The sequence below is a fragment of the Clostridium sp. NSJ-49 genome (assembly GCF_014287725.1).
Taxonomy (GTDB): Bacteria; Bacillota; Clostridia; order Clostridiales; family Clostridiaceae; genus Clostridium; species Clostridium disporicum_B.
This window is the reverse complement of sequence record NZ_JACOOP010000066.1, coordinates 1-16,100: the sequence shown is the minus strand read 5'-3', so window position 1 is coordinate 16,100 and position 16,100 is coordinate 1. Positions and strand designations below refer to the sequence as shown.

16 protein-coding genes and 1 tRNA gene are annotated in these 16,100 nt (G+C 28.1%); 4 read left to right on the top strand and 13 right to left on the bottom strand.

Features of this window, described 5'->3' with window-relative positions; all coding sequences use genetic code 11:
• Window positions 1–218: 218 nt before the first annotated feature.
• The 7 genes from alr to H8S10_RS16325 all read right to left on the bottom strand — a co-directional run bounded on the left by alr (window position 219) and on the right by H8S10_RS16325 (window position 6,022).
• The gene (gene alr / locus H8S10_RS16355; protein ID WP_186839583.1) at window positions 219–1,379 is read right to left on the bottom strand and encodes an alanine racemase; all 1,161 of its coding nucleotides are present in this window, start codon (window positions 1,377–1,379) and stop codon (window positions 219–221) included.
• Window positions 1,380–1,410: 31 nt separating this feature from the next.
• Window positions 1,411–2,019 carry a germination lipoprotein GerS-related protein gene (locus H8S10_RS16350; protein WP_055267645.1) on the bottom strand — a complete coding sequence of 203 codons (609 nt, stop codon included), beginning with the start codon at window positions 2,017–2,019 and terminating at the stop codon, window positions 1,411–1,413.
• Window positions 2,020–2,084: 65 nt separating this feature from the next.
• Window positions 2,085–3,581 carry an NAD(P)H-hydrate dehydratase gene (locus tag H8S10_RS16345; protein WP_186839582.1) on the bottom strand — a complete coding sequence of 499 codons (1,497 nt, stop codon included), beginning with the start codon at window positions 3,579–3,581 and terminating at the stop codon, window positions 2,085–2,087.
• The gene (gene acpS, locus H8S10_RS16340) at window positions 3,582–3,953 is read right to left on the bottom strand and encodes a holo-ACP synthase (RefSeq protein WP_186839581.1); all 372 of its coding nucleotides are present in this window, start codon (window positions 3,951–3,953) and stop codon (window positions 3,582–3,584) included.
• Window positions 3,954–3,993: 40 nt separating this feature from the next.
• A complete protein-coding gene (locus H8S10_RS16335) occupies window positions 3,994–4,323 on the bottom strand; it encodes a DUF6514 family protein (RefSeq protein ID WP_055267651.1) in 330 nt (109 codons plus the stop codon).
• 290 nt (window positions 4,324–4,613) lie between these two features.
• A complete protein-coding gene (locus H8S10_RS16330; RefSeq protein ID WP_055267653.1) occupies window positions 4,614–4,976 on the bottom strand; it encodes a single-stranded DNA-binding protein in 363 nt (120 codons plus the stop codon).
• A gap of 191 nt (window positions 4,977–5,167) precedes the next feature.
• Entirely contained in the window at window positions 5,168–6,022 is an 855-nt protein-coding gene (locus tag H8S10_RS16325; protein WP_186839580.1) for a YihY/virulence factor BrkB family protein, read from the bottom strand.
• 156 nt (window positions 6,023–6,178) lie between these two features.
• On the opposite strand from H8S10_RS16325, the gene H8S10_RS16320 reads away from it, so the two are divergent.
• Window positions 6,179–7,060: an aldose 1-epimerase family protein gene (locus H8S10_RS16320; RefSeq protein WP_186839579.1), complete on the top strand. Its 882-nt coding sequence runs from the start codon at window positions 6,179–6,181 to the stop codon at window positions 7,058–7,060.
• A gap of 242 nt (window positions 7,061–7,302) precedes the next feature.
• On the opposite strand, the gene H8S10_RS16315 is transcribed toward H8S10_RS16320, so the two are convergent.
• Window positions 7,303–9,591 (bottom strand): ATP-dependent DNA helicase, encoded by a 2,289-nt coding sequence (locus H8S10_RS16315; protein WP_186839578.1) that lies wholly within the window; start codon window positions 9,589–9,591, stop codon window positions 7,303–7,305.
• A gap of 87 nt (window positions 9,592–9,678) precedes the next feature.
• A complete protein-coding gene (locus H8S10_RS16310) occupies window positions 9,679–10,269 on the bottom strand; it encodes a DUF1836 domain-containing protein (RefSeq protein ID WP_055267661.1) in 591 nt (196 codons plus the stop codon).
• A 409-nt stretch (window positions 10,270–10,678) separates the two neighbouring features.
• On the opposite strand from H8S10_RS16310, the gene H8S10_RS16305 reads away from it, so the two are divergent.
• Entirely contained in the window at window positions 10,679–10,924 is a 246-nt protein-coding gene (locus H8S10_RS16305; protein ID WP_032120359.1) for an AbrB/MazE/SpoVT family DNA-binding domain-containing protein, read from the top strand.
• Between the two features lie 114 nt (window positions 10,925–11,038).
• On the opposite strand, the gene rsmI is transcribed toward H8S10_RS16305, so the two are convergent.
• The 3 genes from rsmI to H8S10_RS16290 form a co-directional block, all read right to left on the bottom strand.
• Window positions 11,039–11,887 carry a 16S rRNA (cytidine(1402)-2'-O)-methyltransferase gene (gene rsmI, locus H8S10_RS16300; RefSeq protein ID WP_186839577.1) on the bottom strand — a complete coding sequence of 283 codons (849 nt, stop codon included), beginning with the start codon at window positions 11,885–11,887 and terminating at the stop codon, window positions 11,039–11,041.
• A 1-nt stretch (window position 11,888) separates the two neighbouring features.
• Window positions 11,889–12,629: a tRNA1(Val) (adenine(37)-N6)-methyltransferase gene (locus H8S10_RS16295; RefSeq protein WP_186839576.1), complete on the bottom strand. Its 741-nt coding sequence runs from the start codon at window positions 12,627–12,629 to the stop codon at window positions 11,889–11,891.
• 76 nt (window positions 12,630–12,705) lie between these two features.
• On the bottom strand, window positions 12,706–13,917 hold the full coding sequence (locus tag H8S10_RS16290) for a C40 family peptidase (RefSeq protein WP_186839575.1): 1,212 nt from the start codon (window positions 13,915–13,917) through the stop codon (window positions 12,706–12,708).
• 285 nt (window positions 13,918–14,202) lie between these two features.
• Here H8S10_RS16290 and H8S10_RS16285 point away from each other — a divergent pair.
• Both H8S10_RS16285 and H8S10_RS16280 read left to right on the top strand, forming a co-directional pair.
• Window positions 14,203–14,278 (top strand) — tRNA-Pro (locus H8S10_RS16285).
• 86 nt (window positions 14,279–14,364) lie between these two features.
• Window positions 14,365–15,009, top strand: coding sequence for an HAD family phosphatase (locus H8S10_RS16280; RefSeq protein ID WP_055267669.1), 645 nt, complete (start codon window positions 14,365–14,367; stop codon window positions 15,007–15,009).
• A 92-nt stretch (window positions 15,010–15,101) separates the two neighbouring features.
• Here H8S10_RS16280 and H8S10_RS16275 read toward each other — a convergent pair whose 3' ends face one another.
• Window positions 15,102–15,848, bottom strand: a complete 747-nt coding sequence (locus H8S10_RS16275; protein WP_186839574.1) for a peptidylprolyl isomerase — start codon at window positions 15,846–15,848, stop codon at window positions 15,102–15,104.
• Window positions 15,849–16,100 lie beyond the last annotated feature (252 nt).

Genomic DNA, 16,100 nt, shown 5'->3' with positions numbered 1-16,100 from the left:
TGTATTATAGTTTTGGTCGGCAAACCTACTATAATTTTACAACGGAGGTTTTTTTATTTCTACTCACCGCTAGAAGCTTTCCGGAACCACAGGTAGAACCTGTGGTATTCTAAATACAACAATTTTGACATATTTCGCCTCCAAAGAGTGCATATTTTCTACCATAAGAAAATTATATTGCAAAATATGTCAATTTGTAAATAGAAATGTCTTTATTTTTATAAATAATTTCTTACATTTACCATTTTCCCATCTTTAATATAAATTCTAGGAACTCTTCTACCTATCATACACAATATTTCATAATTTATAGTATCTAACATTTTGGCAATATCATCAGCATTATTCTTCACTCCATTATCTTCTCCTAATAATACGACCTCATCTCCAACCTTAACTGGACCTACATCTGTAACATCTATCATACATTGATCCATACATATCTTCCCTACTACTGGAGCTAGCTTACCATTTATTATTACATGAGCTTTCTCATAAAGCCCTCTAATATATCCATCTGCATATCCTATAGGTAAAGTAGCTATTACGCTATCTCTTTCAGTTCTAAACTTTCTTCCATACCCTATGTACTCACCTTTTGGAAGTTCCTTCACATGAATAACCTGACATTTTAATGATAATGCTGGCATTAATTTTAACTTATCTTTATTTATATAATCTGATGGATAATAACCATAAAGTATTATCCCTGGTCTTATTGCATTATAATGTGCATCTTCTATATCAATAATAGATGCACTGTTTGAAATATGTTTTAGTCCTAAGTTTACTTCTCTTTTCTCTATTTCATTTATAAAGGAATTAAATTTTTCTATTTGATTATGTGCATAGCTTTTATCTTGTTCATCTGCATTCGAAAAATGTGTAAATATCCCTGTGATTCTTAAATTGCTTAATTTACTAATTTCCACAACCTCTTCAACACTTTTCTCATTAGGTAAAAATCCTATTCTACCCATACCAGTATCAACAGCTATATGAATTTTTGCTACCTTTCCTAAAGCCTCTGCCTTTTTAGATAATTCTTTAGCATAGTCTAAAGAGTAAACAGTTTGTTCTATATCATTATTTATTAGCATTTCTGAAAATGCTACATCAGTATATCCTAAAATTAAAATAGGTACTTTTATCCCTGCTTCTCTTAGCTCTAAAGCTTCACTTAACATAGCTACTGCTAGCCTATCAGCTCCATTTTCTATAAGAACAGGAGCTACATCTACAGCCCCATGTCCATAAGCATTAGCTTTAACAACTGCTATAATTTCTTCACCATTAATATTTTTCTTAATTTCTTTTATATTATTTATAATATTATCTAAATTTACTTCTGCCCATACTGGTCTAATATTTACATCCATTTTACTAACACCTCATATTTATTATATCAAACTACAATAAACTATCATCTATTTGTTTTACTTTTTTAAAATCCTTAAATATTATTCTTAGTGTATCTTCACCATCTTTGTTATACACAATTATTCCTATAGGCGTTTTATTCTTTTTATCTACAAATAATCTAGCTACATTTAAATGTTCATTATCTAAAAACAACTCTAAATCCACTTGTATATAAACTGTATCTCCCCACTCTTCTTGATCTTGTTTTAATGAATCACTTTTAATTGGGAATGATAATATTCTATTCATAAACGCTAAAGGATGTAATACATCTAAACTTTTATCTATTACATAATCTGAGTTAGATATATTATCTATAACTTGGATACCATCATTTTTGTATACTTTAACTATATCTTCTCCAAACTCTACTCTTACACCTTTATCCCTCGAATAATACTGTACCGTATCTTCTCTTTCTTCGCCTCTGCTATTTTTAATTATATATTCTACGTTGGCTTCATAGCACTTTATATCTTTTAAAGATTTTATAATTTCCTCATTTGTTGGAAGCATAACTCCTCTAAAGACAATAACTAATAATATTGAAATAAAAGGAATACATAATAATACTGCTATAATAATTTTCTTCTTCATAAATCCTCCACTTACTAATATTTCATTATTACTAATATTAAGTAATCCTCAGATTTATTCATATTTTACATTATTATATTATGAATAATAGTTGAAATGTTATCTATTATATCACTTGCAGTCACTGAGTATTTGTATTTACCTGCTATTTCTCCAGCTTTCCCATGAACATATGCACCGATTAATGCACTTTCAAGAGGACTGTGTTTCTGTGCTAATAATGATACTATCATTCCAGTCAAACAATCACCAGAGCCACCAGAGGCCATTTTACTATTACCAGTGGTATTTATATATGTTTTTTCCCCATCTGTAATAACTGTATTATAACCTTTCAATAAAACTATACTCTTATATTTTTTAGCATATTCTTTGGCAATATTTATTCTATCACTTTCTACTTCTGAGATACTTTTACCAACAAGCCTAGACATTTCTCCAGGATGAGGTGTTAAAATCATTCTTCCTTTTAATCTATCTAATATTTCAGGCCTTCTTGATAATATATTTATCCCTTCAGCGTCTATAACTAAATGACAACTACTATTTTTAGAAATATATAATAGAAAATCTTCATATTCCTTACTACTTGGTAATCCAGGCCCATATGCTATAGCATTTGCTGTTGATATTAACTTGTCTACCTTTTCTTCTTCATTAAAATTAGAAGTCATGGATTCTATTAACATTCCACTTAATATATCTTGTATATCTTTAGGAGTAATTAATGCAGTCAATCCTGCTCCAGTCTTTAAACAAGCTTTTGTAGCCAAGTACGCTGCCCCTGTAAATCCTTTGCTACCAGCAAAAATTATTGCTCTACCATAATCACCTTTATGCCCATATATTTCTCTTCTTCTTATAATGTCTCTATAATAATAATCTTCTAAAATAGTTACACCTTCATTTATAATATCTTTTATTTCATTAGGAATACCAATTGGAATTACTTCAAGGTTCCCTAGATATTTAAATGAATTGTAATTTATAAACCCTAATTTTACCACTTCAAAAGTATATGTAGTTGATGCCTTAACAGCTCCTCCCATCGGATTCCCAGTATTACAATCTAGTCCCGAAGGAACATCTACAGCTATTATATATTTTTTGCTATCATTTATTACCTTTATTACTTCTTTATAAAATTCATTTAATTCTTTATTTATGCCTATCCCAAATATGCTATCTATAATTATTTCATTAAAATTTATTATTTCTTTTAAGTTATGTATATCGCTTATGTCTTTTATAAAAGATATTTTACAGTTCATATTGTCAATTATGTTATAATTAACATTAAAATCATTACTATAATTTTCTCTTGGGCTTATAATAACAAAATGAACTTCTCTTTTAGCTAATACAAGTTTTCTGCCAATAGCAAGTCCATCTCCACCATTATTCCCAGTTCCACAAATAACTGTAAAACTTTGACCTAAATCTTTAATTTTTGAAAACACTTCATTAGCTGCATTTTCCATTAGAACAATACTTGGAATACCTACTATTTCTATTGCCTTTTTATCTATCATTTTACAGCCATCTCTACTCATAACATACATTTATCTAACCTCCATAGTAACAAATGCAATTGCATAACTTTTATTATGTGATATAGATATATGAAATATAACTTCTTCGTATTCTAAAAATTCCTTCACCTTATTAGATATATTAACTATAGGTTTTCCAAGTTCATCTCTAAGAACTTCTAAGTCATTAAAAGAAAATCCCCTAAATCCTCTTCCTATAGCTTTGCTTATAGCTTCCTTAGCAGCAAAATTTCCTGCTATACTTTCAACCTTCATAGATTTGCTCTTAAATAATTCTATTTCTTTTTCAGTAAATGTCTTTTCTAAAAACTTAGGTGTTCTTTCTATGGCCTTTTTTATTCTTTCAATTTCTATGATATCTGTTCCAACTCCAAGTATCATGCTATCACCTCTTATGTATCTATCATACTATACATAATAATTATACACTAGCAACTAAAACTTCCTCGTTATTAAAATCTTCTATACACTCATCAACATATGCACCTATAATATCTATTAAATGGATAGGTGATACATTATTTTTATACAATAATTCTAATATAGGTCTAACCTTTTCTTTTTTTGTAGAAATTATATCTACAGAATCTCTTTCAATATTTATTAAAGATTCATCTTTAAAGTCTTGTCTTTCGACCTCAATTCCAAAAGCTTGTCCGCTTTTTGTTTGACATTGAGTTAATCTGTAGAAGTACATAATCTTTTTTCCTTTATTTTCAATAGCTAAACTTAATGATTCTACTATCTTCATAGTAATACCTCCTTCACATATTTCATATTATTAAAGATATCACATTATTTTTTCAAATTATGTCAAAAATTGTTCCATGTTTATCTAAAAATTCCTTACTAATTCTACATAAAATGTTATTTTAAATTATTTACCATTACGTTTTACCCTTCTATTTGTAAATATAAAGCAATTTTTATTTGCTTATTGTCGAATAATATAATACATAAATTAAAAGGCTGATAAAAAAGATTTATAAACTACTTTTTTAGTAATTTATTCATTCTTTTTTACAGCCACTTTTAACAAATTTATTGAGTTTCTATATTCATATCTTCATCATTTTTATCAATTCTTCTATTACCGACAAATTTGAAGTCCTCTGCTACTACTTCAGCTATATATTTCTTATTACCAAGCTTATCTTCATAGCTTCCAGTCCTTAATCTACCACTTAAACTAATATAGCTTCCTTTTCTCATATACTTACATATTACTTCCGCTTTTCTACCCCATATAGTAACTGGTATTAAATCAGCTTTTCTTGTTCCATCAGCTGCTTTAAAATTTCTTTCAACTGCAACTATAAATCTAGTAAATACCTTCTCACCATCTTCTATAGTTTTTAGTTCAGGGTCTTTAATTAATTTTCCTACTAAAACTATTTTATTCATTAAATTCCACCTCCTGAATATTACTTCTTTGATTATGCCCAACTAGATGCATTCTATACATTTTATATCTATTTTTTCTTTAACAAATTAAAAATTGTGTATTTAATTAAAATAATGAGTAAGAATACTTTTAAATAAATCTCTGAAATCCAATCTTAACTAAAAAAAGACTATGCTATGCATAATCTTTTTTACTTTATTCTTAAATTATTTTTTCGAATTACAAGGACAGAATTTATTTCTCCACCTAAGATTAAAATTATCGATGATATATAAAGCCAAGTCATTAATACAAAAACAGCTCCAAGACTACCATATAGTCTTGAGTAATTACTAAAATTATTTATATAAAATGAAAAGCATAATGAAACTATAAGCCATCCAATTGTACTAACTATGGCTCCTGGAAATGTTTCCCTCCAGCTTATTCTTTTAGCTGGTGTATATCTATATATTCCTGCAAATATACAAATCATTATAATTAAAACCATGATATATCTAAGCAAATTCCACAGCTTTCCTATGAGTGCATTATACGGTATATATGAAATCAATAAATTGCCTATCAGATTTCCAAATACTAATAATACCAATGCTACAACTATAGTAAATGCTAAAGCAAATGTACATATTAAAGCTATTATTGCTCTCTTTATAAATGACCTATTTTCTTTTAAATTATACGCCTTATTAATACCTTTAGTAACAGCCCTAAATGCAGAAGATGCTGCCCACATAGATAATACTATAGATACTCCTAATAATCCTGTATATTGATTTTCTACAACTTCCACTACAATGCTAGATGTTAATTCAAAAACACTACTAGGAAGTATAGCACTTAGCCCTTCAATTATTTGCATAGAATCCAACTTACTAAAACCTATTATTGTCATCAAGAATATTAGAAAAGGGAAAAATGATAATATTAAATAATACGCTAACTGTGCTCCTAGTGCGAAGATATCATCATTCTTAATCTTAATAATAAAATATATCATAAAATCAAAGAAAGACCTCTTATTAATCCTGTTCTCTTTCGACATAAATCTCACCACATCTTTATAAATAATTTGTTATTATATTATATAATAGTTTTTACCAAATTTTATTATACTTATAATATTTTTATTTTTCTATCTTAATTATTTAATAACTATGTTGTATAATTCAATTAAATAACAATTTTCGGGGGTGTACTAATGCTACAAGTAATAGAAAACGATTTTTTAAAAATCTCTTCATCAATACACGGTGGAGAACTTCACAGTATACAAAGTAAAAAAACTAATACTGAATATCTATGGAACGGAAATCCTGACTTTTGGAAATATCATGCTCCAATTCTTTTTCCTATAGTAGGTAAAGTTAAAGATGGTAAATATAAAGTTGATGGAAAAACATATGAACTTCCTCAACATGGTCTTGCTAGAGTTAAAGATTTTTCTATTAAAAACTCTGAAGGCAACAAAATTACTTATGAATTAATTTATTCAGAAGATACTATTAAAGTTTATCCTTATAAATTTTCTTTATGTATTTCATATGAATTAATAGATAAAAATCTTAAAGTTTCTTACAAAGTAACTAATTTAGATAATAAGACTATTTATTTTTCAATAGGTGCTCATCCTGGTTTTATGTGCCCTTTAAAAGATAATGAACCTCTTAACGATTACTACTTTGAATTTAATAAAAAAGAAACTGCTGAGCTAATGACTTTAGATATGAATGTTGGATTAATATCTCATAATACTATTCCATATTTAAACGATGAAAATATTATTCCTCTTCATAAAGAATTATTTAAAAACGATGCTTTAATATTCAAAAATTTAGACTCTAACTTAATTAGTATTAAATCTAAAAATCATAATCAAGTGTTATCAATGGATTTCACAGGATTCCCTTATATGGGCTTATGGGCTATGCCAACAGGATGTCCTTTTGTTTGTATAGAACCTTGGTTCGGTCATGCTGATTTTGTAGACTTCGATGGAGAGCTAAAAGATAAAGCAGGAATTCAATCACTAGAAATCGGTAAAGAGTTTAACTGCTCATACAGCATAATAGTAACAGAATAATATTAAGAGCGAATCTCGTAGGTTAAAAGTCGACTTCGTCTAACTGAAAATGCTACTCACGTAGCAGGGAAAAGTTAATTTAAAGTGAAAGTGCTACTATCGTAGCAATGAAAGTAGTAACACCGATATACTTTCTCTAATTGCTATAGGCAACCCTTTCACCGTCACGTCAGTGACATTTTCCCTTCAGCTGACTTTTCCCATTTGGCAAAGTCAAACTTTTCACCAAAGTGATTCGCTCTTTATTTATATAGTTCTAATTCCCATTCTTGTGGTAACATACTTCTATATTTCGAACTATTATACCTGTTATCTACTAATAAAACCCTTCCTTTATCAGTTTCAGTTCTTATAACTCTTCCTGCTGACTGTAAAACTTTATTTATTCCTGGATAGGCATATGCATAATCAAACCCATTTACCCCAAAATATTCTCTAATTATGTCATTTTCAATAGATACCATAGGAAATCCTACTCCTACTACAACAGCACCTATTAATTTATCGCCTGGTAGATCTACTCCTTCCGAAAACATTCCACCTACTACTGAAAAAGCAGCCAAATTTGCCCCTTCCTCAAATTTATTTAAAAATTCCTCTTTATCACTCTCAGAAAGTCCTTCTCCTTGAACTATAGTATTTTCTTCACTATAAATTTCAACATATCTTGAATAGACTTTTTTCAAATATTCGAATGAAGGTAAAAAGACCATATAATTTCCTTTTATCTCATTAATAAATTTATTAATAACTGTGCATAACTTATCTATATTATTATATCTATTCACATATCTCATATCTAACGGATATAAATATGTTGATAAATTTTCTTTTTTGAATGGTGAGCTAAATTTAACTCTAAAACTACTTTCACTTCCCCCTAATAAGTCTATATAATACTTAATAGGTGATAGCGTTGCTGAAAAAATTACAGTTGAATATGAACCATTTATAACTTCACCTATATTTTTAGATGGATCTATACAAAATATTTTTATGGAAAACTCATTTTTTTCTTTTTTTAGTATTGTTGTATATTGTTTAGAATATAGTTCACTTAAAGAAACAAAGCTTCTTACCTCATAATAAAAATCTAATATTTCTTCATATCCATTAGTATTTTTGCTTTTTACTAGATACTCATCTGCTTCAGCTATAAATACCTTAAGTAATTTAATTAATTCTTTATATTGAACATTGTGATATAGCGTATTAACATTTCTTTCCTCTAATTCTCTTCTTATTTCAATTAATTCTTTATTTATATTATTAGCCACTTTATATAATTTAGGAACTTTCCCTTTTAATAACCTAGTAATTGATAGAACTTTACTTTTAAATATTTCTCCACTATACATATCTCTTGCTCTGTTTACTAAATTATGAGCCTCATCTATTAAGATTATATTTTTTTCATTGTCATCTTCAAAAATCCGTTTTAATTTTGCTCTAGGATCAAATGCATAATTATAATCACAAATAACTCCATCACACCATAATGATAAATCTAAAGCTAATTCAAAAGGACATACTTTAAATTTTCTTGCATACTTCTCTAATGTTGTCCTAGAAAATATACTTTCCTCTCTTAATATTTCACTTATTACTGAATTAATCTTTGTAAAATAATCTACTGCATATGGGCAATCATCTGGATTACATTTAACTTCGCTATTTATACAAGCTTTTTCTTTAGCAGTTAAGGTTATAAATCTAAACTTTAATCCATTATTAATAAGTCTCTTATAAGCTTCTTCTGCAACAACTCTAGTTATAGTTTTAGATGTTAGATATACTATTCTTTCCCCTCTTCCTTCAGCTAAGCTTTTTATAGAAGGAAATATAGTAGATATAGTCTTTCCTATGCCAGTTGGCGCTTGAGCAAATAATATACATCTCTGCTTTATAGAGCTATAACAATTCATTGCTAACTCTCGTTGCCCTTTTCTATATGTGTCGAAAGGAAATTTAATCTCTTTTATACTTTTGTCTCTTTCAACCTTGAAATTTTCTCTTAATCTAACAGTATCTATATATTTATCTACTATATTAAATACAAACTCTTTTAATAAATTAAATGAAAATACCTTTTGAAAACTTTTTACTTCACTAGTATTCAAATTATAATAACTTAATCTTATAGAAATACTATCTAATTCATTATCCTTACAATAAAAATATCCATAAAACTTACTTTGAGCCCAATGTAATTGATTATAATCTTCATCTATATATAATAAATCTCTATAAGTAGATTTAATTTCCTCAATTATAACTTCACTATTTTCTTTTATTATTCCATCTGCTCTACCTTCTACTAATAATAAAATATCTCCATAGTCAAATTTCCCTTCCATCTTAACTTCTTTTTCATATTCGACATATATCTTTGCATTATCGCTTTGAAGTTTTCCATGAGCTATAGTTCCTTCTATAGCTCTCATTCTTGATACATGCCTATCGTCGAGACTTCCTTGTTGTAATATATATTCAACTATTCCTCTTACAGATTCTTTAACTACTAAATTCATGTCTTATCCCTACCTAAATCTAATATACTTATTATATCAAATTTTAATAGTAATCATAATAAAAGAACTGCCCACTTAAGACAGTTCTTATTCTGAATGATATTCGTTTACTATTTTTTGAACTAATTTCTTAATTGCACTTGCTTGAGCAATTAATGTCATAACTACAACAAAAGTTCTTATACTATTTTCATCTTTTTCATCTAATTTAAGTTCTTTTATTACTTCATTTAATTTATCTTCATTTAATGCTGGAGTATTTAAATACTCTGTAAAGCTATTGCTCTGAGTTTCGACAAAAATTTTATACGCTGTTTCCCATGCAATAATATCATCCGATCTATCGTTTATATCATTAAATGCTAACCTAAATACTTTTTTAATCTCTTCAGTAGTAAGTACAGGTCTCATAAAACTTAATAATACAAGTTGAACTAAATGAATTTTAGTATATCCTCTTTTCTTACCATCTTCTGGCTTACTAATTACTTCACTTTTAATATAATTTTGTACTATATTATTAGTATATTTATCATCTACAAATTTATCATTTAAAAAATCTATAACTTGTGATAAGAAAAGGTCATATTTAGGTAAATCATCATATGATACTATAGAATCTTTAGAAATTTCTTCTGCCAATTCTCTTATATAGTTTTCGTCCATTTTATCAGCCATTCCTATTCACCTCATATTTTATTTATTTATTATATTATATAGTAAAGAAAAACTTATTACAAGTTACTTTTCCCTTTTTTTTGTAATTATTTTTAGTCATTTTAATATTTCCTCACTTCCCATCTCATTTTTTACCAATTTTTTTTATTTTTTTTTAATTTGCTTCAATTTGCGAATATTTTTACCGAAAGCTTAGTAAACAAGCCATTTTTCATCATTCATTTTATTACATATTTTTTTAAAACGCCCTTGACTTTTCAAAAATATGGTAGTATAGTTTATTTATAAATTTATTTAGAATTAATATTCTATATAAATATTTTTTTTTACGTTTTTGTATTGACTTTAAATTACAAATTTGTTAATATTGAACTGCAAAATGTCGAAACTTGTTAAGGAGGAATTTAAAATGAAATCAACTGGTGTTGTTAGAAGAGTAGATGAACTAGGGAGAATAGTTATTCCTATAGAGTTAAGAAGAACTTTAGATATAGCTGAAAAAGATGCTTTAGAAATTTATGTAGATGGTGAGCAAATAATCTTAAAGAAATACGAGCCTGCTTGTATATTCTGTGGAGATGCTAGAGATGTTGCTAACTACAAAGGTAAAAACATCTGTAAAAACTGCTTAAACGAATTAAAGTCAGATAGATAGTTTATATACATATTTTTTAAAAGGAGCTTTGCTTAAATGCAATGCTCCTTTTTTAACAAAGTGCAAATCACTTCGGTGTAGCTGCCTTTTCACTTATGCACTTAGTGCACACTTTTATTCAATTTCTATTGCTATCTTATAAACATCCTTCTTAGGTAAATCTCTTTCCTTAGATACGACCTTTATAGCCTCTTTTTTACTTATTCCAGTATCTATAAGTTTTTTTAAATGATCTTCTATAGAAATGTTAGCAAATGCTTCTTCCTTTTCAGCTCTAATCTCACTATCTGTTTTACCTTCAATAACTAAAACAAACTCACCTCTTGGTCTATTAGCTACAAACCAATTATACGCTTCCTCTATTGTTCCCCTAAATATATCTTCATGTAATTTAGTTAATTCTCTACATACAGCTATTCTTCTATTTCCTAATGATTTATTTAAGAAATCTAGAGTATCTATAAGTCTATGTGGTGATTCATAGAATATGACCGTTTCTCTTTTATCTTTTACTTCTTCCATAAGAGATTTTCTATCTTTATTTTCCCTTGGTATAAACCCTCTGAAAATAAATTTAGTAGTATCTAGTCCTGAATAAACTAAAGCTGTTGTAAAAGCTGTTGCCCCTGGTAATACTTCAAAAGGTATATCTTGTTCAATACATTTTTGAACCACTACACTTCCTGGATCTGATATTCCTGGTGTACCAGCATCAGTAACCAAAGCAATATTTTTGCCATCCTTTAGTTTTTCTATTATATCATCACTCTTTCCTTGCTCATTATGTTGATGATAACTAAATAAAGGTTTCTTTATATTAAAATGATTAAGCAATTTTAAAGTTTGTCTTGTATCTTCAGCTGCTATTTCATCAGCATTTTCTAAGGCCTCTAACGCTCTTAATGTTATATCTTTTAAATTTCCTATTGGAGTTGGTACTAAAAATATTTTTCCTAAACTCATTTTAAAGTCTCCCGTAAATCTTATCTATTTCTTTGCTATAATTTCCATTTTCATCATACACATACAACGGTTCATCCCATTTTAAGAATGCTCCACCATCTCTTTGTCCTTCAACTAAAACTATGTTAGGTGCTTTCTTAGCATTTGGATGAATCATCTTAACCCTTTTAGGCTCTATATTATACTTTCTCATTAACCCAAATATATCAGCTAATCTCTCTGGTCTATGTACTATAAACATTCTTCCGTTATCAGCTAATAATCTTCTAGCTGACACTATAACATCTTCTAAATTACAAAGTATTTCATGTCTAGCTATAGCAAGTTTATCATTAGGATTTAAAATTCCAGCATTATTAAGCTTATATGGTGGATTAACAGTAACAACATCAAATCTACCTAATTCATTAACAAGCTTTTTATCTTTTAAATCAGCACACTTAAACTTTACTATATCATCAGTTTTATTTAATTGTGAACTTCTATTGGCCATCTCAACCATATCTTCTTGGATTTCTACCCCCCATACTTCTTTAGGACTATACTTTCCATAAACTAAAAATGGAACTATTCCTGTTCCTGTACATAAATCTAAGACTCTATGCTTCTTTTTCACATTAGCAAAATCTGATAAAAGCACAGCATCTACACCAAATCTAAATCCTGATTGCTTTTGAATTAACATTAATCCATTTAACTGTAAATCATCAATACTCTCATCTATATTTATATTAACGTCCATATTAATCCTCCAAATATCTTTACTACTATTATGCACAAAAAAGACTAGGAATTAAACCCTAGTCTTAAAATACATATTAAAGTACTCTTCTAGCTGTGTAGAATGATGTTACAGGTGATACCTTAACAACATCTCCTTCAGTTGGAGCGTGTATGTAACTTCCTCCTCCAACATATATACCAACATGATCTCCACCATAAGTAAATACTAAATCTCCTGGTTGAAGTTGATCGTAAGAAATAGCAGTTCCTACTCCCATTTGGCTATAAGTTGTTCTTGTAATTTCAACACCTGCAGCGTTTCTATATACGAAACTTGTAAATCCTGAACAGTCAAAGCTTGTTGGACCTGTAGCTCCCCAAACATATGGAGACCCAAGATATCCATAAGCAAAATCAACTATAGCATTTCCTGTTGCAGAAACTTCACCTCTGTTAGGTTTATTAGCAGCAGCTTGTTCAGCTTCAATCTCAGCAACTCTAACCTTAGCAGTTTCTATATATTCATTTATTTCTTCTTCAACTATACTACTCTTAATTTGATTGTCTCTGATGTTTCTTAATTGGCTAATTGCACTTTGTAGTTCATCAAGCGAACTTGATGAATCTTGAATTACACCAATTTGATATTGAATTAATTTTCTTTCAGATACAGCTAAATAATCTCTTTCAAATATAGCTTGTTCTGCCTTTGCTTCTTCAACTAATTTTTCTTGTTCTGCTTTCTTTTCTTCAAATTCACTTAAAGTTTTTGAAGTTTCTTCATTAATCTTAGCTAATTCAGCATTTTTCTCATCAAGTGACTTAATCTTATTATCTAGTTTTTCTTGCTTGTCATTAAGTTCTTTAACCATCTTTTTATCGATGTTAATTAATCTTGATGTAGCTTCTACCTTAGTTAATAAATCATTAAAACTATCTGCACTAAATATAAGTGTTAAATAACTTGCTTGTCCACCTGACTTGTATAGTTCTCTAACTCTTTTACCTAGTACTTCTTCTGTTTTCTGTATTTCTTCTTTGGCAGCTTCAATTTCTTTTTCAGTATTTGTAACCTCAACTTTAATGTCATCCATTTGTTTTTGGTTATTTTCTATCGTTTCCAATAATGGCTCGATTTGTCCATTTAACGCATATATCTCACCATTTATTTCATCTATTTTTTGAGTTAATCTGTCATATTCCTGTTGATTTTCTATTACATCTTGTTCTGGTGTTGCGAAAGCCGGCATACTAAAACTTGCTATAATTGTCGTGGCCAAAATCGCAGATAAAATTTTCTTTCTCATCTTTGCTTGGTCTTCAGACCTTCCCCCTTTCCTTTTGTAACACATTACCATTATAACACTTATGGAAAGTTAGGACAATGGTAATTTTTCTTATTTAGCCATAATACGCTATTATAATGTATACAATACATACAAATTACCATACTTATACTTGTATGAAAATGATTTATCATTTTATTTATATTACTAAATTTCTTAATTTATTATACTTTTAAAAAAATTTATATATTTTTTAAAAAACTTGTTGACATATATCTATATAAGTTTTATAATAATCATGTGCTACGGGGTGTAGCGCAGATGGGAGCGCGCGTGGTTTGGGACCATGAGGTCGCAGGTTCGATCCCTGTCACCCCGACCAAGGTAGGTAATAAAACCTACCTTTTTTTATTGTTAAAATTACTAACTTACTATACATAACTTTAAATATATTTATCATGAGGTGATATTTTGAACACAATTAAAGCAGCAATCTTTGATCTTGATGGAACACTAGTTGATTCTATGTGGGTATGGGAACAAATCGATATTGATTTTTTAAAAAGTAAAGGATATACACCACCTAAAGATTTAAAGGATGATATAACACATTTAACATTTAGACAAACTGCAGAATATTTTAAGGATAGATTCAATTTATCTGACTCTATTGATGAAATTACTGATACTTGGAATAATATGGCCTATGACTTCTATTCATCTAAAGTAAAACTTAAAGAAGGTGTAATTCCATTCTTTAATAAGTTGAAATCATTAAATATAAAAATAGGACTAGCTACTAGTAATTCACTTCCTTTGTTAGAAGCTACACTAAAAAATAATGGTATTTATCATTTATTTGATGCTATAACAGTTACTGATGAAGTTAAAAAGAGTAAAGAAAATCCTGATGTATATCTTCTATGTGCTAATAAACTTAATGTATCTCCTAAGAATTGTGTAGTTTTTGAGGATATAATAGCTGCTGTAAATGGAGCTAAGCTAGCTGGAATGAAGGTTATAGGGATTTATGATAAAGCATCTGAAGATCAGAAAGAAATTTTAACTCAAACCTGTGATAGATATATTCTTAATTACAATGAATTAATTTAAATAAAAATAAGTTTTATTATATACAATACAAAATTAATAACATAATAAAAGAACTGTCAATTAGTACAGTTCTTTTATTATGTCTTATATTATTAGAATCTTTTTACTTCGTATTTATCTTCTAATTCCTTTATTACAGTCATAAACTTCTTTTCTTGAGCTTGTTGAGTAAGTCTTCCTAAAACTTCTTGTTTAACAGCTTCAAATGGCATAACATCTGCACCATTCTTAGATTCTACCTTTATTAAGTGATATCCAAATTGAGTTTTAACTGGTTCACTTACTACTCCTGTTTCTAACTCAAATGCAGCATTTTCAAATTCTGGAACCATCATTCCTCTACCAAATTCACCTAAGTTCCCACCTTGCTCTTTTGATGGACATGAAGAATATTCATTTGCAGCTTCTTCAAATGTTAATTCATTATTATCAATTTTAGCCTTTATTTCTGAACATAAATCTTCATTATCAACTAATATATGTTTCGCAGATACTGATTCTTTTCCTTTAAACATTTCTTTATTGTCTTCATAATACTTCTTAGCATCTTCTTCTGTTACAGTAACTTCTGATAATACTTTATTAACTGCAGCTTGAGTTAATAAATCTTTCTCAACTTGCTTTACTTGAGCTTTAAATTCTTCAGTTTTATCTAATTCCATTTCTAAGCCTAATTTGTTCATTAATTCAAATTGAACCATTTGCTCTAATAATTGCTTTTTACCCATATCTGAAGAAAAATAACCTCTTTTATCTTCAGGGTATCTCATTATTATATTATTTAAATCATTTTCTGTTATTTCATTTCCTGAAATTATTGCTAATACTTTATTTTCCATTACATTAACTCCTTTTTATCTTTATATTTAAAATTATAACAGATTTTCCAATGTTGTATACATAAATAAATTTATTATTGTAAATCTAAAAATTAAACTATATAATAATAATTATTATTATTTAATATTTTATGAATCTGTTAAGTTGATATGAAAAAATAGCTTGATTTTTCATAGAATTGCTCGCTCTTTGAAAATTATATAAGTTTGAATTTTTTATTGTATGGTAAACAAACCTACAATAAAATTGAT